This is a genomic window from Alishewanella sp. HL-SH06 (assembly GCF_052656265.1).
In genome coordinates this window covers 1,746,777-1,766,464 of sequence record NZ_CP199752.1, presented here as the reverse complement: position 1 = coordinate 1,766,464, position 19,688 = coordinate 1,746,777, and the positions used below count along the sequence as shown (strand labels likewise).

The 19,688-nt window shown below is 51.5% G+C and carries 19 protein-coding genes; 10 read left to right on the top strand and 9 right to left on the bottom strand.

Annotated elements, in window-relative coordinates; translation table 11 throughout:
* Window positions 1-32: 32 nt before the first annotated feature.
* Entirely contained in the window at window positions 33-719 is a 687-nt protein-coding gene (locus tag ACUJFK_RS08155; RefSeq protein ID WP_445426632.1) for an MOSC domain-containing protein, read from the top strand.
* Window positions 720-753: 34 nt separating this feature from the next.
* Here ACUJFK_RS08155 and ACUJFK_RS08150 read toward each other — a convergent pair whose 3' ends face one another.
* Window positions 754-1,227, bottom strand: a complete 474-nt coding sequence (locus tag ACUJFK_RS08150) for a hypothetical protein (RefSeq protein ID WP_445426631.1) — start codon at window positions 1,225-1,227, stop codon at window positions 754-756.
* Between the two features lie 175 nt (window positions 1,228-1,402).
* On the opposite strand from ACUJFK_RS08150, the gene ACUJFK_RS08145 reads away from it, so the two are divergent.
* Window positions 1,403-1,690, top strand: coding sequence for a hypothetical protein (locus ACUJFK_RS08145; RefSeq protein WP_445426630.1), 288 nt, complete (start codon window positions 1,403-1,405; stop codon window positions 1,688-1,690).
* Window positions 1,691-1,721: 31 nt separating this feature from the next.
* The gene (locus ACUJFK_RS08140; protein WP_445426629.1) at window positions 1,722-2,969 is read left to right on the top strand and encodes an HPP family protein; all 1,248 of its coding nucleotides are present in this window, start codon (window positions 1,722-1,724) and stop codon (window positions 2,967-2,969) included.
* A 5-nt stretch (window positions 2,970-2,974) separates the two neighbouring features.
* On the opposite strand, the gene ACUJFK_RS08135 is transcribed toward ACUJFK_RS08140, so the two are convergent.
* Entirely contained in the window at window positions 2,975-4,936 is a 1,962-nt protein-coding gene (locus ACUJFK_RS08135; RefSeq protein WP_445426628.1) for a methyl-accepting chemotaxis protein, read from the bottom strand.
* A gap of 167 nt (window positions 4,937-5,103) precedes the next feature.
* Between ACUJFK_RS08135 and ACUJFK_RS08130 the strand changes: the two genes are divergently transcribed.
* Window positions 5,104-5,508, top strand: coding sequence for a hypothetical protein (locus ACUJFK_RS08130; protein WP_008219225.1), 405 nt, complete (start codon window positions 5,104-5,106; stop codon window positions 5,506-5,508).
* Window positions 5,509-5,621: 113 nt separating this feature from the next.
* On the opposite strand, the gene hemN is transcribed toward ACUJFK_RS08130, so the two are convergent.
* Together hemN and ubiT are read right to left on the bottom strand one after the other, a co-directional pair.
* Window positions 5,622-6,983 (bottom strand): oxygen-independent coproporphyrinogen III oxidase, encoded by a 1,362-nt coding sequence (hemN, locus tag ACUJFK_RS08125; RefSeq protein ID WP_445426627.1) that lies wholly within the window; start codon window positions 6,981-6,983, stop codon window positions 5,622-5,624.
* 85 nt (window positions 6,984-7,068) lie between these two features.
* Window positions 7,069-7,581 (bottom strand): ubiquinone anaerobic biosynthesis accessory factor UbiT, encoded by a 513-nt coding sequence (gene ubiT / locus ACUJFK_RS08120; RefSeq protein WP_445426626.1) that lies wholly within the window; start codon window positions 7,579-7,581, stop codon window positions 7,069-7,071.
* A 110-nt stretch (window positions 7,582-7,691) separates the two neighbouring features.
* Here ubiT and ubiU point away from each other — a divergent pair, with 110 nt between their 5' ends.
* The 3 genes from ubiU to mog all read left to right on the top strand — a co-directional run bounded on the left by ubiU (window position 7,692) and on the right by mog (window position 10,291).
* A complete protein-coding gene (gene ubiU / locus ACUJFK_RS08115) occupies window positions 7,692-8,684 on the top strand; it encodes a peptidase U32 family protein (protein ID WP_445426625.1) in 993 nt (330 codons plus the stop codon).
* A 4-nt stretch (window positions 8,685-8,688) separates the two neighbouring features.
* On the top strand, window positions 8,689-9,561 hold the full coding sequence (locus tag ACUJFK_RS08110) for a U32 family peptidase (RefSeq protein WP_445426624.1): 873 nt from the start codon (window positions 8,689-8,691) through the stop codon (window positions 9,559-9,561).
* Between the two features lie 193 nt (window positions 9,562-9,754).
* Window positions 9,755-10,291, top strand: coding sequence for a molybdopterin adenylyltransferase (gene mog / locus ACUJFK_RS08105; protein ID WP_445426623.1), 537 nt, complete (start codon window positions 9,755-9,757; stop codon window positions 10,289-10,291).
* Here the strand turns inward: mog and ACUJFK_RS08100 are convergent.
* Both ACUJFK_RS08100 and ACUJFK_RS08095 read right to left on the bottom strand, forming a co-directional pair.
* Window positions 10,288-12,024, bottom strand: coding sequence for a protein kinase domain-containing protein (locus ACUJFK_RS08100; protein ID WP_445426622.1), 1,737 nt, complete (start codon window positions 12,022-12,024; stop codon window positions 10,288-10,290). The genes mog and ACUJFK_RS08100 overlap by 4 nt on opposite strands.
* Before the next feature lie 28 nt (window positions 12,025-12,052).
* Window positions 12,053-13,549, bottom strand: a complete 1,497-nt coding sequence (locus ACUJFK_RS08095) for a NarK family nitrate/nitrite MFS transporter (RefSeq protein ID WP_445426621.1) — start codon at window positions 13,547-13,549, stop codon at window positions 12,053-12,055.
* 303 nt (window positions 13,550-13,852) lie between these two features.
* On the opposite strand from ACUJFK_RS08095, the gene ACUJFK_RS08090 reads away from it, so the two are divergent.
* From ACUJFK_RS08090 to ACUJFK_RS08080, 3 genes are all read left to right on the top strand, one after another.
* Window positions 13,853-15,181, top strand: coding sequence for an MFS transporter (locus ACUJFK_RS08090; protein WP_445426620.1), 1,329 nt, complete (start codon window positions 13,853-13,855; stop codon window positions 15,179-15,181).
* A complete protein-coding gene (locus ACUJFK_RS08085; RefSeq protein ID WP_445426619.1) occupies window positions 15,172-16,374 on the top strand; it encodes an NnrS family protein in 1,203 nt (400 codons plus the stop codon). The genes ACUJFK_RS08090 and ACUJFK_RS08085 overlap by 10 nt, the downstream gene beginning before the upstream one ends.
* Window positions 16,375-16,484: 110 nt before the next feature.
* Window positions 16,485-16,850: a putative zinc-binding protein gene (locus ACUJFK_RS08080; RefSeq protein WP_445426618.1), complete on the top strand. Its 366-nt coding sequence runs from the start codon at window positions 16,485-16,487 to the stop codon at window positions 16,848-16,850.
* Window positions 16,851-16,871: 21 nt separating this feature from the next.
* On the opposite strand, the gene moeB is transcribed toward ACUJFK_RS08080, so the two are convergent.
* The 3 genes from moeB to norR are packed head-to-tail and all read right to left on the bottom strand — an operon-like array spanning window position 16,872 to window position 19,582.
* Window positions 16,872-17,636, bottom strand: a complete 765-nt coding sequence (gene moeB / locus ACUJFK_RS08075) for a molybdopterin-synthase adenylyltransferase MoeB (protein WP_445426617.1) — start codon at window positions 17,634-17,636, stop codon at window positions 16,872-16,874.
* Window positions 17,611-18,018, bottom strand: coding sequence for a YbaN family protein (locus ACUJFK_RS08070; RefSeq protein WP_445426616.1), 408 nt, complete (start codon window positions 18,016-18,018; stop codon window positions 17,611-17,613). Before ACUJFK_RS08070 ends, moeB begins: the two co-directional genes overlap by 26 nt.
* A gap of 37 nt (window positions 18,019-18,055) precedes the next feature.
* Window positions 18,056-19,582: a nitric oxide reductase transcriptional regulator NorR gene (gene norR / locus ACUJFK_RS08065; protein ID WP_445426615.1), complete on the bottom strand. Its 1,527-nt coding sequence runs from the start codon at window positions 19,580-19,582 to the stop codon at window positions 18,056-18,058.
* Window positions 19,583-19,688: the final 106 nt, after the last annotated feature.

Below are 19,688 nucleotides of genomic sequence, written 5' to 3'. Positions count from 1 at the left end.
AATACGCCTTTTGTTCAGGAGCAACACAACAAATGATCGTCAGTGCAAGAATTATCCACATAAGAACCGGCGGCTTGCAACCACTCGGCACAGAGGGGGTTATCAGCGGCATCCATAAAACGCCGGTAAAGCAAGCCTGGCTGGGCATTAACGGCTTAGAGGGTGATCTACAGGCTGACCGGCTACATCATGGCGGTGCAGAAAAAGCCTTACATCATTACTCCGCCAGCCATTATGCCTACTGGCAGCAAATACTTGGTAAGCTGCCCGATTTTGGCAATAGCGCCGCTTTTGGTGAAAACCTGACGACAGATGCGTTAACCGAACAGGATGTCTGTGTTGGCGATATCTGGCAACTGGATCAGGCTATTGTAGAGGTATCGCAAGCAAGACAACCATGCTGGAAATTAAACCTACGTTTTGCCAAACAAAACATGGCAAGGTTAGTTCAGGACAGCCGCCGTACCGGCTGGTATTACCGGGTATTGACGCCTGGAATGGTGGCAACCGGTTACATTATGACACTGCTTGAACGCCCTTATCCTAACTGGCCGCTATCACGTTTGTTAGACACTCTTTATGGCTCTGTCTGGAGCACAGAGGTGTTGCAAGAAATCGCCATGCTTAGCCCGCTAAGCGAGTCCTGGCGAAGTTTAGCAAAACAGCGCTTAAAAACAGGTCAGGTAGAAGACTGGCGCAAACGACTAGGCGAGCCATAAATTAACTTACTCGTGCCTGGCAAAACCCGCTTACTTAATGTGTAATAGGCAAAAACGCGTCATCATTAAAATACTCGGAATAGCGCTGCAACGCCCGTAACAACTTAACAGCGCCCTGGCGTTGGGTTGTCAATTCACTTGCAGCCATCGCTTGCTGGCTTTGCATCATTGCCGCAAGTACCAAATGAAACTGCGCATCTGCCTCGGGTGTTAACTTGCAATTGGCAACGATGTGGTTAACTTCCTGCTGCAACATCTGAGAAAACTGTTGATATTGTGACGCCGTAAAACGTTTGTGATGAATATCATCCAGATGCGTTAGCAGCTGTGCCCTCAGCCGAAGCATCGCCTCACTTAACACTGTATCTACCGGCCACTTGGCACCATCATTCAGCACCAGCATCGTAAGCACCTCATCATCGCCATGGTGATGATGAGGTGCTTGATCAGCCTGTAAGGGCGCGGCATGCAGTAAGCCGGTTAACAGCCATATCGATAGTATTTTCATGCATTATTCTCCGTTTGATATGGAATTATTCCGTTAACGCACCGTCCTGTCTACCTTGTTACTGCTGTGAGCAACAAAGCATATTAGGCACTACGATGTACCTACTTTGTATAATAGCCAGACAATGGGGCATACAGTACAGTTGGCGCTCTTGCCGTAACCAGAGGTTAGTATTATGTCGACTAAACCTGATCTGACTACCGCAATGCAGCAACTGCTGGTTGAGGTTAAAGCCACCCTACCGCTTTATGAGCCGGCCACCTTTGTTTGTGGCATTACCAACACCGACTGTCAGGGTTGCCCAAAAAAACTGCTGGAGATGGTTGACGCTGAAGTATCGTTTTGGGAGCACGCAATAAAAAATGGCCGTATTCCCAAGTTTGATGAGCTGAGACGTTTCGGTAAATTGTGTTTAAGTGTTAAACGCAGCCTTATCCGCAATAAAATTTTAGCTGCCGACTAGGTATTAACGTCATTCAGCCGCAGACATCCGGGTGTCTTTTTTTCTGCTAACTGCTTATACTTGCCCTCCTTTGGTGCAAATTCCGGATTTAACCTTGCAACGCCGAGCAAAAAACCTGTTAAGTGCCGTACTGGCACAACTAGGCCTGATTAAACGCGACAGCCAGCGTTTGTCAGCCATACCACTGACCGAACGATTAAAGGTAGCACTGGCCGCCTTTATCGCGTTATTTATTGTTACCTATACCAGCCTGCAGCTGGCCGACACCGCCAGTACTATAGTGTTGCTGGCTTCAATGGGCGCCTCGTCAGTATTGTTATTTGGTTTACCCAACAGCCCACTGGCACGGCCCTGGTCATTTGCCGCCGGCCATCTTATCTCGGCTACCGTGGGCCTTATTTGCTCGCACTTGTTTACTGACTTAGCACTGATGGCCGCGGTAACTATTGGCTGCGTGCTGTTTGTAATGTACATCTTTGAGTGTATGCACCCGCCGGGTGGCGCCACCGCGCTGGTACCGGTGATAGCCTCGACCGACAGCGTATTGGGTTATGACTTTTTGCTCTATCCGGTGGCACTGAATGTGTTTGTCATGCTGCTGGTGGCCATAGTGCTGCAAAAGTTCTGGTTAAAACGCGGCCTGCAGCCAACCGCACAGAAATTTGACCCGGTACATTTGCACAAAGACGCCTCACCGCTAAAGCGGCTGGGCCTGCAGCCGGAAGATTTACTTAGTGCATTAAACAGCTTTGATACCGTAGTCGATATTAGCGAGCAGGATTTAGAACGTTTATATCATCAGGCGCAGCTTAACGCCTATCAGCGCAAAAGCGGCGAAATTCGCTGTAGCGACATTATGTCACGCGACCTCATCACTGTAACGCCAGACACTGCTGTAGGCAGTGCCTGGCAGCTGCTGCGTAAACACAAAATTAGTATGTTGCCGGTAACAGATAACCAGCAGCAGCTATTGGGTGTAATATCGACGGCAGATTTTCTGAAAAACCTGCAAGTACCGCATTACTGGGGCTTACTACGCCACCTAAATCAGTTGCTGTTAAAGAAGCGCCACAGTAAACAATACAGGCGTAACGTAGCTGAAATCATGGTAACCAAGCTTATCGTTGCACGCGATACCGACCATATCGCCGCGCTGGTGCCAATACTGTCGGATCAGGGCCTGCACCATATACCGGTGCTAAACGACGAGCAACAGCTGGTCGGGGTAATAACCCAGTCAGATCTTATCGCCGCCTTGTTCAATGCCAAACTGGCCTGAAAATATCAGGCCAGTGTAAAACGCCCTACCAGCTGTTGCAGTTGCTCGGCAAGGCGCGCCAATTCGCGGCTGGTGCTGGCGGTTTGCTCAGCACCGGCACTGGTTTGTACTGCTACATCACTAATATTAAGTATTTTTTGGTTTATCTCATCAGCTACTGCAGCTTGCTGCTCGGCCGCTGAGGCGATCTGCATATTCTTATCATTAATGCCATTAATACCCTGTAGCACCTGCGCCAGAATATCACCGGTTTCAGCTACTTTATCGCGCCCCTCCTGCGCCTGGCTCAGGCTGATACGCATCGCATCGGTGGCTTGGGTTGCACCTTGTTGCAGGCCTTCTATCATGCGCTGAATATCACCGGTCGACTGCGCCGTGCGCTGCGCCAGAGTACGCACCTCATCTGCGACTACGGCAAAACCGCGGCCTTGCTCACCAGCCCGGGCCGCTTCTATGGCCGCATTTAACGCCAGCAAATTCGTTTGCTCGGCAATACCACGAATCACATCCAGCACCGAGGTAATGGCATCACTGTCCTGTTTTACCTGGTCAATCACTTTGGCGGTGCTGTCAACCTGGCCCGATAAACGCTGAATAAGTGCTATGGTCTGTTCTAACCGGCTTTGCCCCTGGGCAGCTCCGGCCTGTACGGTTTCCGACAGCTCTGCCGCCTCTGCCGTGCTGGCGGCAACATCACGCACGGTAGCGCTCATTTCATGCATCGCAGTGGCCACCATTTCGGTGTCTTGCTGTTGTTGCTGTACGCCTTTACTGGTTTGCAACGTTACCGCCGATGATTGCTCGGCAGCGGTAGCAACCTGAGCAGTAGCGCCGCCAATTTCATGAATAACCCGCTGTAGCTCCTGCGCCATGCTGTTGGTACTGTCCGCAATGCGGCCAAACTCGTCTTTACTTTTGTAGTGGCTGCGTGCGGTAAGGTCGCGCTTTGCCAGTGCAGTAATGGTGCTTTCAATACTGCGTACTGCAGCCGAAATACTGCGCATGGTAATAGCTGCAACAATTGTCAGCACGGCACTTATCAACACAATAGCCGCCGCTAACAACCATAATTGGCGCACAGACTGCTGCTGCAGTTGCTCAGCAGAGGCGACAATACCGGCTTTGAGTGCGGTTTCAAATTCAGCCATTTGCGCCAGACGGCTAGTAGCCAGATCAAACCACTGGCCATCATCCACATTCAGCGGCTCACCCAGTGCCGTGTTAAACGCCAGTTGCTGCAGGCGCGCCACTTCAGCAAAGCTGTTATGCTGGCTAAGGGTACGCCAGGCGCTTTGCTGTTGTGGGCTGACCATACGTAAAAAGTTTTCTGCAAAGGCGTTATAAGCGCCTAAATTATTGCTAAAACGGGCCAGTAATTCGCCGTTAAAACTGCCACGGCTAAATACTAAACCTAGAATGGCGCGCTCACGCCCGGCGCGCTCTTTCATTTCTATAAACTGGTTGAGTGTCGCCAGTTGCCGCGCCATATCCCGATGTTTAAGTGCCGCTTCCAACTTATGGTTCTGCGCTATCATCGCAGTAATGAGTGCGGTATAACGCTCAGCCGAGCTGGCATTGTTGATGCTTTGCTGATCAACCTGATGGCGCAACGCACTAAGCTCGCCAAGCTGTTGTTGCAGCGCGCTAAGCTCAGGCAATTGCAAAGCTAAAAACGCCTGTAAACGCTGATCGCTCTGCTGGCGCAATTGCGCCAGGCGCTGGGCAAAGCGGCTACCATTGCTGGCCAGATAAACACCACTGGCACCGCGCTCAGCTTGTAGAGTTGCCACTAACGCATTGGTTGTGGCTGACACCTCAATAGCCCTGCTAACATGCTCAGCTACTCTTACTTGCTGCCAGCTGTCACTAAAACGGCCCAGCGCCAGCGATAGCGCGGCCAGCGCGGGCAATAACAGTAATAACATCAGTTTACGGCTAATCGACAAGTTGCGGATAAAGTGTGTCATAAATTTGCCTCAGGGTGAAAATTACCACTATTTTAGGTAAAAACCACCCAACTGCTAAGCAGGCAAAGGTGACTACCTCTTCAGGGTTAGCCCCTACCCCACCAGAGCCGGTATTTTCACTACACAGGCTTTGTTACACTGGCGAAAACTGTTAGCAGGCGTGAATCATGAATATAGAATCTTACTCTGACTTAATCAAAGCGGCGGCCATGCAGGACGAGCCGCAGCGTTTGCTGTTTGTGTTTGCCAAAGCCGAGCTGCCAAATGGCTATACCGACACGCAAAAACACAACTTTGAACAAGGCCAGGGCGGCGCTTTAGCACCGGTGCTGTGCGTCGATAAACTGCCAGACGAGGTAAACGAATTTGCCAGCTTAGTGCAAGAGTCCACCACCACGGGCGTTGACTGGGATATCGCCTTTGTCTCCGCTTTGGGCGGCCGCGGTGGCTTCCCGCCAAACAGCGATGAAGCGACGCAACCACTTAAGATGATGATGGAGAAAATTCAGGGCGGCATGATTGCCGATTTTCTGACCTTTAATAAAGCCGGCGACTTAGTGGCGCTGTATTGACGACAGCCGGAAAACGTAGGGGCGCATCGTTGCGCCCTTTGACAATTAATGTTCTGCCATTTTGCTAAAAATCGGGGCGCTTGCTTGGTGTAAATAGGCGCCCCCATACAGGCTTACACCACCTTTGAATACCGCTGCTGGCCCTGAGTTAAGTAAGCGTCAAAGCAGGCGCAGATGCTGCGCACCCACAGCCGGCCGGCATTGGTCACTTTTATCCGCTCGGCGTATACCTCTACCAGACCGTCTTCCATAAAGGGTTGTAAGCGCTCTAGCGCCTCGGCGAAGTATTGCCAGAAGCCGCTGAGTTGCCAGCGCTCACTAAACGCCTCGACATCCAGCTCGAAATGGCAAATTAACTGGCTTATCAGCGCAGCGCGCACTTTGTCATCGCTATTTAAGCTAAAACCGCGCTCTGCCGGAAGCTGGCCACTGTTTATCGACGCATAATAGGCTGGCAGCTCTTTGCTGTTTTGCCATAATAAGCCGCTTACCTGGCTAATGCTGGACACGCCCAGGCCAATTAATGCATCTTGGCCGGCGGTAGTGTAGCCCTGAAAATTACGCTGCAGCTTGCCGGCTTGCTGCGCCTTGGCTAAGGCGTCATCTGGCAGGGCAAAGTGGTCCATGCCAATAAACTGATAGCCGGCGGCGACAAAACGGTTAATGGCCAGCTGCATCAGTTCCAGCTTTAACGGTGCATCCGGCAGGCTACCGTTGTCTATTTTACGCTGGGCAGCAAAACGCTCCGGAATGTGCGCATAGCTAAATAACGAGATGCGATCGGGGTTAAGGCGGATAATTTCGTCGACGGTCTGGGCAAAACTGGCCGGCTGTTGAAAGGGTAAGCCGTAGATAAGATCGAGATTGATCGAGCTAAAACCGAGCTCACGGCTTAACTGCACCTGATGCCGGATAAGATCAGTATCCTGAAGCCGATTAATGGCAATTTGCACTTTCTCATCTAAATCCTGCACGCCATAACTCACCCGGTTAAAACCCAGAGTGCGCAAATGCCGCAGTTTGTCGTCACTGCAACTGCGCGGGTCTATCTCAATACTGATTTCAGCATCAGCCTTAACAGTAAAGTGTTGCTGCAAAAGCGTCATTAAACGGCTTAGCTGCACTTCAGTTAAAAAAGTTGGTGTTCCGCCGCCTAAATGCACCTGGTTGATGCTTTTACTCTGGAGTAGTGGCTGATACAGCGCCATTTCCTGCGCTAAGGCATCCAGATAGGTATCCGCCTTATGCTGATGACGGGTAATCACCTTATTACAACCGCAGTAGTAGCAAAGCTTATGGCAAAACGGGATATGTAAATACAGGCTAAGCTCGTTTGGGCTTTGGCCAATGGCGGTTTGAATTTGCGCTCGGTCAAAGCTGGTATTTAGCGCCAGCGCTGTGGGGTACGAGGTATATCGCGGGCCGTTAATATTGTATTTACTGATTAACTTTTGATCCCACTGTATGTTTTTCATTCTAACCTCGATGACTGGTTTCGACCGGCGGCTTACAATCATAACGACCACCAGTGCGCATACTTTGATCTGCCGCAGGCCATACTTAATTGGCCACAGCAGAGGCGTTGTCGCGGGCGATCTGCTGTTGCTGTGCCAGCCAATTTAGCCCGAGCTGACATAGTTTAGGCAAACGCTCTGGCCCTATGCTGTCGAGCAGGTTTTTGCAATACAAGCCAAGCTCAGTATCGCCCAGCATTTGCAGGCGGCGGCGAAAAAACAAGGTATCCGGATCAGCCGTATTGCTGATCATCGCCACAAAGTCAGTAAACTCAGCCTTTAGCAGTAAATCCTGCTGTGGGCTGTTTAAGTGCACAACTAAGCTGTCGCCGTTTAAACTGATGGCAAACTGCAGGGCAATATCCGCTACCTGCACCACCAGGGTCTTGCCACTTAAAAAATCCAGCTCACCGGCTTTTAGCTCCGGGCGGAAAAACCGGTTCAGCGCCAACTGTAACACGCAGGCCTTAGCGGCTTTGGGTGCACAGCGGGTAACAGTACCTATCATTGTAGGTAGTGCTGCTACCAATTTAGAGTTAACACTTTTAATATCAAACATATACAAGCCTTGTACTGAGTTATCACCCTATAATAAAACCACAGTACGCTGCTGAGGGCTATGCCCTGTCGGTGGTAGTAATAAAGCCAAATTAACGCGGAGCCACCCTTATGGAGCTGCTTTGTCCCGCTGGCAGTATGCCGGCTCTAAAGGCTGCCATCGAGCATGGCGCTGATGCCGTTTATATCGGTTTAAAAGATGATACTAACGCCCGTCATTTTGCCGGCTTGAACTTTGACCAAGCTAAGCTGAAAGACGCGGCCCGTTATGTGCATCAGCACGGAAAAAAGCTGCATGTGGCGATTAATACTTTTGCTCACCCGAATAACTACCAGCGCTGGCAACAAGCAGTCGATATGGCCGCCGACGCCGGCGCGGATGTGCTTATTCTGGCCGATATTGCCGTGCTGGCTTATGCCGCGGCGCGTTACCCTAAAATAGAGCGGCATTTATCCGTGCAGGCCTCCGCCACCAATGCCCCAGCAATAGATTTTTACCGCCAGTTTGGCATCAGCCGGGTAGTACTGCCGCGGGTATTATCGATGCAGCAGGTGCGGGCACTGGCCAGAAGCTGCGAAATCGATCTCGAAGTGTTTGCCTTTGGAAGCTTGTGCATTATGGCCGAGGGCCGCTGCTATTTAAGCTCTTATATGACCGGGCAATCGCCCAACACCGCCGGTGCCTGCTCGCCGGCAGCTTTTGTACAGTGGCAGGATAACAAGGGCACGCTGGAGTCACGTTTAAACGGCATTTTAATTGATCGCTTTGCACCCAATGAAACCGCTGGCTACCCCACCCTGTGTAAAGGCCGCTTTAGCATAGGCAACGAAACCTACCATGCGCTGGAAGAGCCTACCAGTTTAAACACGCTGGATTTACTGCCCGAGCTGTATGCCGAAGGTATTAAGTCATTAAAAATAGAAGGCCGTCAGCGCAGCCCTGCTTATGTGGCGCAAATTACTAAAGTCTGGCGCGCTGCCATCGATGCGGTAATCGCAACGCCAGAGCGTTTTAATGTGCAACCACAATGGCAGCAGGTGCTTGCCGGCCTGTCTGAAGGCAGCCAAACCACGCTTGGCGCTTATCATCGCAAATGGAAGTAATCACATGCAATTTTCACTAGGCCCGGTGCTGTATTTTTGGCCCAAGGCGCAGATGCTTGAATTTTACCGTCAGGTAGCCGACAGCGACATTGATATCGTCTATCTGGGCGAAACCGTGTGTAGCAAAAGGCGCGAACTTAAATTTGATGATTACTTTGCACTAGCGCAGATGCTGCGCGAGGCCGGTAAGCAGGTGTGTTTATCGTCGATGACCTTATACGAAGCCCCCGGCGAGCTGCGCGAACTGCGTAAATACGTTGATAACGGTGAGTTTTTAGTGGAAGCCAATGACGTGGGCGCCATTAGTATGTTGCAGCAGCAAGGCTTGCCTTTTGTCGCCGGCGCGGCGATTAATTGCTACAACCAGCATACGCTGCGACGCCTTATCAGCATGGGTTTAACGCGCTGGGTCATGCCGGTAGAATTATCCGGCCACTGGCTTAGCGAGGTATTACAGCAGAGCCTAATTGCCGATATCCGCGACTGTTTTAGCACCGAAGTGTTCGGTTTTGGCCACCTACCACTGGCCTGGAGCGGCCGCTGCTTTACCGCCCGCTCAGAAAACCGCAGTAAAGATCAGTGTGAGCTTTGCTGCATTAACTACCCGCAGGGGCGCGAAGTTAAAAGCCAGGACGGCACTCAGGTATTTGTGTTAAACGGCATACAAACCCAGTCTGGCCAGCGCTATAACCTGCTGAACCAGCTAAACACTATGCAGGGCCTGGTAGATATAGTACGGTTAAGCCCACAGCTAAGTGGCACCTTTGACTGGCTGGCGAAATTTAAGGCCAATATTAACGGCGCAGCTCCGCAGCCACTGCCGAAAACCGACAGTAACGGCTACTGGCTGAACCTGGCCGGTATGGCAGTAGGTTGATAAACCCAGATAACACAACGGTTGCGACACACCTTGTGCTCGCCGCAGCAACTATGCTGGACTTTCCTGTCCAGCCCCTGAGGCCAGCTAAAGCTGTTCAAATTCGTTCCTGACGAATTTGTCGCCCCAGGGCTCAGACACTCTGCGTCTGTGCGCAATGTGGTAGCAACCTCGCTGAAAAACAGGAACAATCATGAGCAAACAAGTGGCCAAAATCGGCATCGTTACCGTAAGCGACCGCGCCAGTGCCGGCATTTACGAAGACTTATCCGGTAAAGCGATCATCGATACGCTAAAAGACTACTTAACCAGTGACTGGCAGGCGGAATACCGGCTGATCCCGGATGAACAGCCGTTAATTGAGCAAACGCTGCGGGAACTATGTGATGAGCAAGGCTGCTGTTTAGTGGTTACCACCGGCGGCACCGGCCCGGCAAAACGCGACGTTACGCCAGAAGCCACCGAAGCGGTGTGTGACCGCATGATGCCGGGTTTCGGCGAGCTGATGCGCACTGAATCGTTAAAATATGTGCCCACGGCAATATTGTCGCGCCAAACTGCTGGCCTGCGTGGCAGCAGTTTAATTATTAACCTGCCGGGTAAACCCAAAGCCATTCGCCAGTGTTTAGATGCGGTATTTCCGGCGGTGCCCTACTGCATCGATTTAATGGACGGGCCTTATCTGCAGTGCAATGAAGCGGTAATTAAAGCGTTCCGGCCAAAAAGTTAACGCCGCAGCAAAAATAACCACACCACCAGCAATAAGGTAATAAACCAAAAGCCGGACAACAATTGCCAAAACAGTAGCGGGTTGGTTTTATGCTGCTGTTTAACTTCTTCGTGTAAAAACGCCGGATTCGGTTGCTGCAGGTCAGTCAGTAGCTGATTAATGCTTTGATAGCGTTGTGATAAATCCAGACTAACACCTTTTTGCAGTGCGCGGTCAAACCAGGTTGGGATCACCGGGTTAAACTGGCTGGCACTGCGATAACGCAGCTTGTCGTAATCGGCCGCGGTGCGGCATTCCTCTACGGCAGCGCCGTAAGGTAAGTGACCACTGCTGAACAGCTCATAGGCAATGGTCGCAAGGGCGTAGATATCGCCCTGCACACCGGAGTTGTGCCCCAATAAATAGTGCGGATCGGAATAGGCCGCGGTGCCAAGTGCAGCCTCATGCTGCAGCGGGCTGAATATTTCGGCCAGGCCTGCCACATACACTGAGCCAAAGTCGACAATTTTTAACCGGCCATCCTGCAGGTAAATAATATTGCCGGGTTTTAAATCCTGATGAATGGCGCCCATGTGGTGAAACGCGGTTAAGCCTTTGGCTATCTGTTTTACCAGCTTAATCGCCAGCGCCGGTTTTAGTGGCTTGGGCTGGCGTTCAAACCATTGCTCTAAACTTTGGCCGTCTAAATGCTCCATCAAATAATACAGAAAGGTGCGCGGCCGGGTTTGCCGCACCACTTTTACGACATAATCAGATTCAATGCGCAGGCCTATCCACTCTTCGCGGATAAAGCGGTCAATATACAGTGCATCATCATCGTAATTCAGTGACGGGCATTTCAGCACCAGCTGTGCACCACTGGCTTCGTCCTCTACCAGATACAAATGGCTGCGGCTGCTGGCAAACAGCTCCTGCAGCACCTTATAACCATCCAGTTTCATGCCGGGGCTTAACGCCGGCGGAAATGGCAGCCGGGTTAAATGCTGGTTTAAATCATCCAGGCTTTGCTCGGGCAGCGCTGTTATCTCAAGCAAGATCAAACTGATATTGTCATTACTGCCCTGGGCTAATGCCTGTTGTTTTAGCTGCAAAGCGGCTTGCTCAAGATCATCCGCTGCCGATACTGCCTGCTGCAGTGCTTCCGGGCTGACAAAGTCCGACAGGCCATCAGAGCAGAGTAAAAAACGGTCGCCGCATTTGACAGTTAAACTGCCCTGTTGCAGCTCAACCCGGGCATCCATACCCAGCGCCCGGCCAAGAAACTGGCGCTGCTCAGATAACACTGTCGTATGATCCTGGCTCAGCTGCACCAACACGCCATCGCGCCAGTGGTACAACCTACTGTCGCCTATATGAAAAAAATGTGCAGTTTGCGATTTCAGCACTAGCGCGGTAAAGGTAGTCAGATAGCCTTTTTGATCGTGCGCAAACTGATGGCTCAGCTCGTACAGCTCGTTGTTGATGGTCGCGAGCAACTGCTCGGCGCTGTAAGCCACCGACCAGCTATCTGGTGTCTGGCTGTATTCGCGGCAAAAGCGGCTAACCGCGCGCTGGCTGGCCTGCTGACCGGCTTCGGCGGTACTGACGCCATCAGCTAATGCAAAACAGGCGCCTTTATAAGTTAACAGATGAGGATCTGAGGGGATATGCTGCACTACCGCATCTTCGTTGGCCGGCTTGATACCGGCCTCACAAAGACTGCTGTAGTGTAGTTTCAGATCAGATGCGCTCACCTGTTGCTCCTTTTTTACTGATCCTTGTTTAACCAACGTTGATGCGGTGCACAGTACCATCTTCACCCACTTCAGTGATATGGCCTTTAGGGTCATCTAAAAACATTACCGCTACCAGCCCCACCAGCGCTGAAGCGGCAATCACGTAGAAGAACATACTATAGCTAACGTAACTTAATACCGTTAAATACACCACAGCACCGACATTACCATAAGCCCCTGCCATGCCGGCAATTTGCCCGGTCATGCTGCGTTTAATCAGCGGTACTATGGCGAACACCGCGCCCTCGCCGGCCTGCACAAAGAAACTACAGGCCATGGTTGCCAGCACGGCCAACGGGATCCACCAGTGGCTGTCCATCAGCCCCATTAAAAAGTAGCCCGCGGCCAGGCCACCAATTAAGAGCAGCATACTTTTGCGCCGGCCAAACTTATCCGAAAACCAGCCGCCCATAGGGCGTGATACCAGATTCATAAAAGCAAAACCCGACGCCAGCAAACCGGCTTTTACCGCACTTAGTCCCTCAAAGGTTTCCAGGAAGTACAGCGGCAGCATTGACACAACCGCCAGCTCAGAGCCAAAGGTAGCAAAATAAGCAATATTTAAAATGCCGACCTGTTTAAAGCTGTATTTATCGGCTTCGGGTACACCAGCACGTAAATGCTCCGCGTTAATTCGCCAGGTTTGCTGGGTTTGCACAATAAACAGCAGCAAAAGCACGCCCCACAACGCATACATCATGTCAGTGCTGAACAGATTGACGCCGGCCGGAGATAAGCGCCAGGCCAACATGCCAAGCGCCAGATGCATAGGGATATTCATCAGAATAAGGCCCCACAACGCGCTCCAGCTGGTAACCACCATGGCACCGGTTTTTTTTGGCTTAAAATACACTGAGCCTTTGGGCGTATTGCGGGCAAATTTATAAAACACCAGCGAGTAAACTGCACTAATCACCCCTACAGTACCAATGGCGTAGCGCCAGCCATCGTCACCACCGTAGGCCAGTGCCAGTAACGGTAAGGTCATCGCGGCAGCAGCCGAACCAAAGTTACCCCAGCCCCCATAAATACCTTCGGCCGTACCCACCTGATGATGCGGAAACCACTCGCCCACCAGACGAATACCCACCACAAAGCCTGCGCCGACAAAGCCGAGTAAAAAGCGGAATAATGCCAGCGCAGAATAGGTATCGGCGAAGGCAAAGCCGATACACAGCAAAGCAGAAATAAACAGTAGCAGCGAATACATTATACGCGGACCATAGCGGTCAACTAACATACCCACTACGATGCGTGCCGGTATCGTAATGGCAACGTTTAGAATGAGTAAAGCTTTAATCTGAGCATCGGTTAGTGCTAAAGCCTCTTTAATGTGTATTAGCAATGGCGCGTGAGCAAACCACATCACAAAGGTCAAAAAGAAGGCAAACCAGGTCAGGTGCAGCATTTTTATTTTTTGTTCAGCAAAATTCAGCAGGTTTAACCCACTGCCGCTTTGTTGTGCTAAAGCAGGACCAGCCATAACATCCTCCACAGGATTAATCGATTCACTTTGGCCAGTGTAGAGAGGCTGCCGGGCAAAATCATTGATATAAAACAAAGTTGAACAGGCAGCTTTCATCGTAAAAACAAGAAGATACCACTTTGTGGGTAGCGGCGTTATTGCAGCCAGCGCTAGGCCTGACAGCTACTCTTACCCACTTTGGCTAGAGCCATAACCGCAACCAAGCGCACCCGGCGCGTCAGAGGTACACCCTCTTTGCTGCAGCAGCGTCGGCCTTTGGCGTTACACTAAGCAGTAATACTGTTTGCCGGATGTTTTGTTATGCCGCCACCTGCTGCCACCAGCCTGAGCCAGGCCACGCTAAACTGTGCTAACCGGGCATTATTGCTGGCCACACTGGCTTTTGCTGCCTGTTTTTCTGTCTGGACACTGTATGCGGTAATGGGGCTGCAGCTACAGCAACAACTTGAACTTAGCGCGACCGAATACGGCTTTTTATTAGCAGCGCCTATTTTAACCGGTGCGCTATTACGTATCCCGCTGGGGATCCTTGCTGACCGTATCAGCGCCCGGCTGTTGTGGCTATACCAAATGCTGGCGGTAATACCGGCCTTGTTGCTGCTGCCGCTGGTGGACAGCTATAGCGGTTACTTATGGCTGGGGTTGTGGTTTGGTATTAGCGGTGTGTCTTTCACTTTTGGCGTACGCTATGTCAGCCAGTGGTTTGCCTCCAGCCGTCAGGGCCGGGCACTGGGCTTATTTGGTGTTGGCAATGCCGGTGTGGCTATTACCTTTGTGCTGGTACCACTAGCTATTAATTATGCAGGCTGGCAGTGGGTGGGGCCTTTATATGCCGCCGGCATGCTGCTAATTAGCCTGATATTTATCTTGCTAGCGCCAAAAGAACCGCTGCAGTTCAGCCCAGCCAAACACCAAGCACTTAGCCTGCGCCAGCTTTGCAGTAACGCCCGCATCTGGCGATTTTCCCTGTATTACTACTTTGTATTTGGCAGCTTTTTAGCTCTGTTATTGTGGCTACCACAATACTATATGCAGGCCTATGCTATGGATGCGCAGCAGGCGATGGCCTTTACGCTGTTCTTTGTTGCTACCTCCAGTATGGTGCGGGCGCTGGGTGGCTGGTTTGCCGATCGCTATGGCGGCCGGGCAGTAAACTGGAGCGTATTCTGGGTCTGTATCGTTTGTTTGTTTTTTTTAAGTTACCCACCCACCACGTTAATTATTCATGGTCTGGAAAAAGACGTACAGCTGGAAATTGGTCTGAATGTGTGGTGGTTTACCTTACTGATTTTTATCATCGGCGTAGCACAGGGCTTTGGCCGTGCTAGTGTGTATAAGGTTATTCACGATTACTACCCACAGCATATGGGCAGTGCTGGCGGCTTTGTTGCCGCCATTGGCGCCTTAGGCGGTTGCACCCTGCCCATTTTATTTGGCGTAGCACAAGATGTGCTGGGCATAGTCACCGGCTGTTTTATGATCTTATATGGCGTTCTGGCGCTTTGTATGATCACCATGTTTTTTGCCAATCAGGCCGCACAATATCAGCAAAAACTGGCACAGGCGCGCAGTAATAATTTCTTACTTGATGATGACACTTCTGACCACGAGGACAACATATGCAGATAACCGATCTGGCTACTGAGCAAAAGCTGTTACCCCTGCTACGCCAGGCATTTCGGCCAATGTTTTTATTTGGTGCCGCTTTTAGCGCCATTGCCATGCTGCTATGGGGCCTGACATTGGCCGGCCAGCTTCAGCTAAAACCCTTCGCCAATGTGCTGTTTTGGCACAGCCATGAAATGCTGTTTGGTTTTGTTAGCGCCATTGTGATTGGCTTTTTGCTTACCGCAGTACAAAACTGGACCGGGCTCCGTGCGCCGCATGGCAAAAGCTTATTGTTTATCAGCCTGCTGTGGCTGGCTGGCCGGTTATTACTACTGTTTGGTCAGGGTTTACCGCTGTATCTGGTAGCTGCTGTTGATTTAAGCTTTTTACCAGTATGCGCTTTTCTGCTGGCAATACCGCTTATTAAAACCGGCCAGCAGCGCAACCTGTTTTTTATTCCGGTACTACTGTTACTGACCGCCTGTAACTTGCTGATGTATATCGGGGTAGCAACGTCACGCTATGAATTGGTGCAACTGGGCAGCCAGAATGCGGTGTGGCTCATCACCCTGCTAATGGCGATTGTCGGCGGCCGCGTATTACCGATGTTTACCGCCAATGGCACCCAAACCAAAAAGGTCGATGCTATTGTCTGGCTGGATCGCGCAGCGCTTGGCTCACTGTGGCTAATTTTTGTCTTACACTTTTTTGCCCTGACTAAACACCTGCCAGCCCTGGCAATAAGCAGTTTATTTGGCTTAAGTGCTCTGCTGCTTAGCCTGCGCTGCCTGCGCTGGAAAATCTGGATCACGCTAAAGGTTCCGCTATTGTGGTCACTGCATATCGCCTACTGGTGCATACCGCTAGGGCTGGCACTTTACAGTGCGCGTTACGCCGGCGTGAATATCAGTAACAGCATAGCGCTGCATGCGTTAACCGCCGGCGCCATGGGCAGCATGATTTTAAGCATGATGGCGCGGGTATCATTAGGCCACAGCGGCCGCATGTTAAAGCCACATGCGCTGATGTCACTGGCGTTTTTGCTGGTACTGGCAGCGGCCATCAGCCGCACGCTATTAATTTGGCTGTGGCCGGTGCAAACCATGCAATGGTTGTGGTTGGGTGTCGGCGGCTGGGTGTTGGCCTATACGCTTTACGTGCTGGTGTATTTTCCGGTGCTAACTACCCCCAGGCCAGATGGCAGACCGGGTTAAACCACCTTACCTCTGAAGGGGTAAGGCTGCGGCGGCTTTGATTTATATCAAGCCGCCAGCTTCAACAGCTTTTACACTGGGTAAATATTTCCACCACAACGGAGCCCAGTATGAACACCGACTACCAAGACAAGCCGCTGGTGTATGCCTGCTCCGGCTGCTCAAACGTCGCCCAGCTGGCCAACGATTTGGCCGTAGTGCTCGATCGCGAAGGTTCTGCGCAAATGTCCTGTATTGCCGGCGTTGGCGGCAAAGTAAAGCAACTGGTAAAAGTAGCCCAATCCGGCCGGCCAATACTGGCGGTAGACGGCTGCCCGCTTAACTGCGTAAAACAAACCCTGGCCACAGTAGACGTAGTACCCACCTGGCATATAGAACTCACCACACTTGGCTATAAAAAGCGCGACCATGAAAACTGTGACTTAGGCGATGCCTATAAATTATTGCAAATGGTGCACAGCGATATACTTCGCTGAGCATTCAAACGAATGCCCATACTATCCACATATATTACAAAGCGGATCTTTATTTAGGTTAAATGAGCTCCACTGGCTACTTAGGCCATCAAAAAGCTGTAACTTGCCGTACAGTGGCGTGCCTATGCCTGCAAGAATTTTTACCGCTTCCAGCGCCTGCATGCTGCCGATAACCCCAACTACCGGGCTTAAAATACCGGCTTCCATACAGGTTAACTGCTGCTCGCCAAACAATTTGCTTAAACAGTGATAACAAGCGCCGTCGCCCTGCATACTGAAGCTGGCGACCTGGCCTTCAAAGCGGATAGCCGCGCCGGAAACCAGCGGTACTTTAGCGCTAACGCAAGCAGCGTTAATCGCATTGCGGGTAACTAAATTATCAGTGCAATCCAGCACCAATGCATACTGTGGCACCAAAGTAGCTAAATCTTCGGCATTTAAGCGTTGGCATAGTGCTTCAATCGTGATGTCGGCATTAAGCTGGCGCAAGCTTAAAGCGGCCTGCTGTGCTTTGCTCTGGCCAATATCCGCTTCGCGGTACAGTATTTGCCGCTGTAAATTACTGCGGTCAATGGTATCGTCATCGACCAGCGTAATATGCCCTACGCCACCGGCCACTAAATAAGGCGCCGCCGCACAGCCCAAGCCGCCCATACCAATTAGCAGTACCGAGCTTGCCAGTAACGCCTCCTGGCCACGAAAATCCATGGCCGGCAGCATTATTTGGCGGCTGTAGCGCATTGCCTGTTGTGTTGTCAGCTCAGTTGGCTTGATGAGTGTTGTCATCTTGGATATCCTGATTAATCTGTTCTGGCCGCCGCCAGAGCCATATGGCCACCAATAACAAGAAGCACGGTAACAGCAGTTTTAACGGCAATGCGACAGTGGATAACTGCAGCAGTAGTGAACTTAGCAGCATCATGGCGCTGGCCAGGTATTTAGCGCGCCGCGGTACGATACCAGATTGGCGCCAAGCCAACACCGGCCGCCCGAGCTTGGGGTGCGCCAATAAGCATAACTCCAGCGCTGGCCAGCCTTTTCCAGCTGACCAGGCGCTAAGCAAAATAAACGGCACAGTTGGTAAAACCGGCAGAGGTATACCTATTAAACCCAGCACTAAGCTGCATATTGCCAGCATGCGCCAAAACGCCAGCTTTATTAACGTCAAATCCCCTCCGTTAAAATGGGGGCAGAGTTATCTGCGCCTATTTAAGCCCTAAACGCTGCGCCAATTTATGTAGGTTGCTCGGGTCTAGCTCTAACTGTCTGGCCGCCTGTGACCAACTGCCACAGTGTTGTGCCAGCGCCTGTTGTATCATCTGCCTTTGTAACTGGCTTACTGCCTGCTTTAGCGCTATGCCGTTGGCTATCGTATTGCCATGCACTTCGGTATGCACTATTGCAGCAGGCACGGTGTCAATATCCAGCAAAGCGGCTCCTAAGGTTACAATATCGCTGCGCGACGCGCCCTGACTAAGCGCTTTAATCGCTGCGCGGCTAATCACATGCTCCAGCTCGCGCACATTGCCCGGCCAGCTATAGCTAAGCAAGGCCAGTTCTGCATCGCCGGATAAACGCAGCGCACGCAAGCCCAAGCGACTGCGGTTTAACTCGAGAAAATGGCCAGCCAGTAATGGAATGTCATCCGGCCGCTCACGAAGTGGCGGTATCGGCAAAGGATATACTGATAAGCGGTGATACAAGTCGGCGCGAAATTCACCGCTTTTAACCTGTTGTTTTAAATCACGGTTAGTGGCAGCAACCAAGCGCACATTCACGGTACGGCTTTTATCGGAGCCAAGGCGCTGAATCTCGCCGTTTTGCAGTACCCGCAATAACTTGGCCTGCACCGCCAGTGGCAGCTCACCCACTTCATCTAAAAACAAGGTGCCGCCATCGGCGGCCTCGAAGCGGCCGGCGCGTTCACTGTGGGCACCGGAAAAGGCACCTTTATTATGGCCAAACAGCTCACTTTCAGCCAGGCTTTCCGGCAAGGCGGCACAGTTAATATAGATCATAGGTTTAGCAGCACGCGCTGAGCTACGGTGCAAATGGCGTGCAAACAGCTCTTTACCTACCCCGGTTTCACCCAATAACAGCACGGGTAAATCCGAGTTTGCCACCACCGTCAGCTCCTGCAATATTTGCTTTAACGCACTGCTTTGGCCAATCAGCTCGTAACGCTGTTTGGCGGCAGGTTCAAATTGCTGCTCGTCGGCTTGATGATTAAGCCTAAGCGCACGGTTGGCTTGCTCCAGCTCCGTCATCCGCACGGCGGCTTCTACCAGCAGACTATAACGCTGCAACTCATATACTGCTGCAGCTGAAAAACTGCCTGCGGTTAACGCATCCAGTGTTAGTGCGCCCCAACAGCGACCTTCGATGTACAGTGCTATGCCCATGCAATCGTGCACCGGCAAGGCCTGGCCGGGCTGTTCAGCCAGCAGGCCATCATAAGGATCGGGTAGTTCAGACTCAGGTTCAAACCGCACTGGGTTACGGCTGGCCAGAATAGCTGCCAATCGAGGATGCTGCGCCACTACAAAACGCCTGCCCTGAGCTTCGCGCACTAAACCATGCAGTGCCACCGGTTTTAGCACATCATGCTCCAGCCTAAGTAGACCCACCGCACCGCAACTAAAGTGGCTGCGCAGCGTACTTACCAAACGCTGCAGGCGCACTGCAGCGGGCAATTCGGTAACTAAGTCGGCAACTAAACTTTCTTGCAGCATGGTATTTTTTACCCTTGGGTAGTTATCACCCTACATTTTCTGGGTTTAATTTACCACAGCATAAAATAAAGCTATATAAATCAAAGGTGGTAGTTTTGGCCTGACT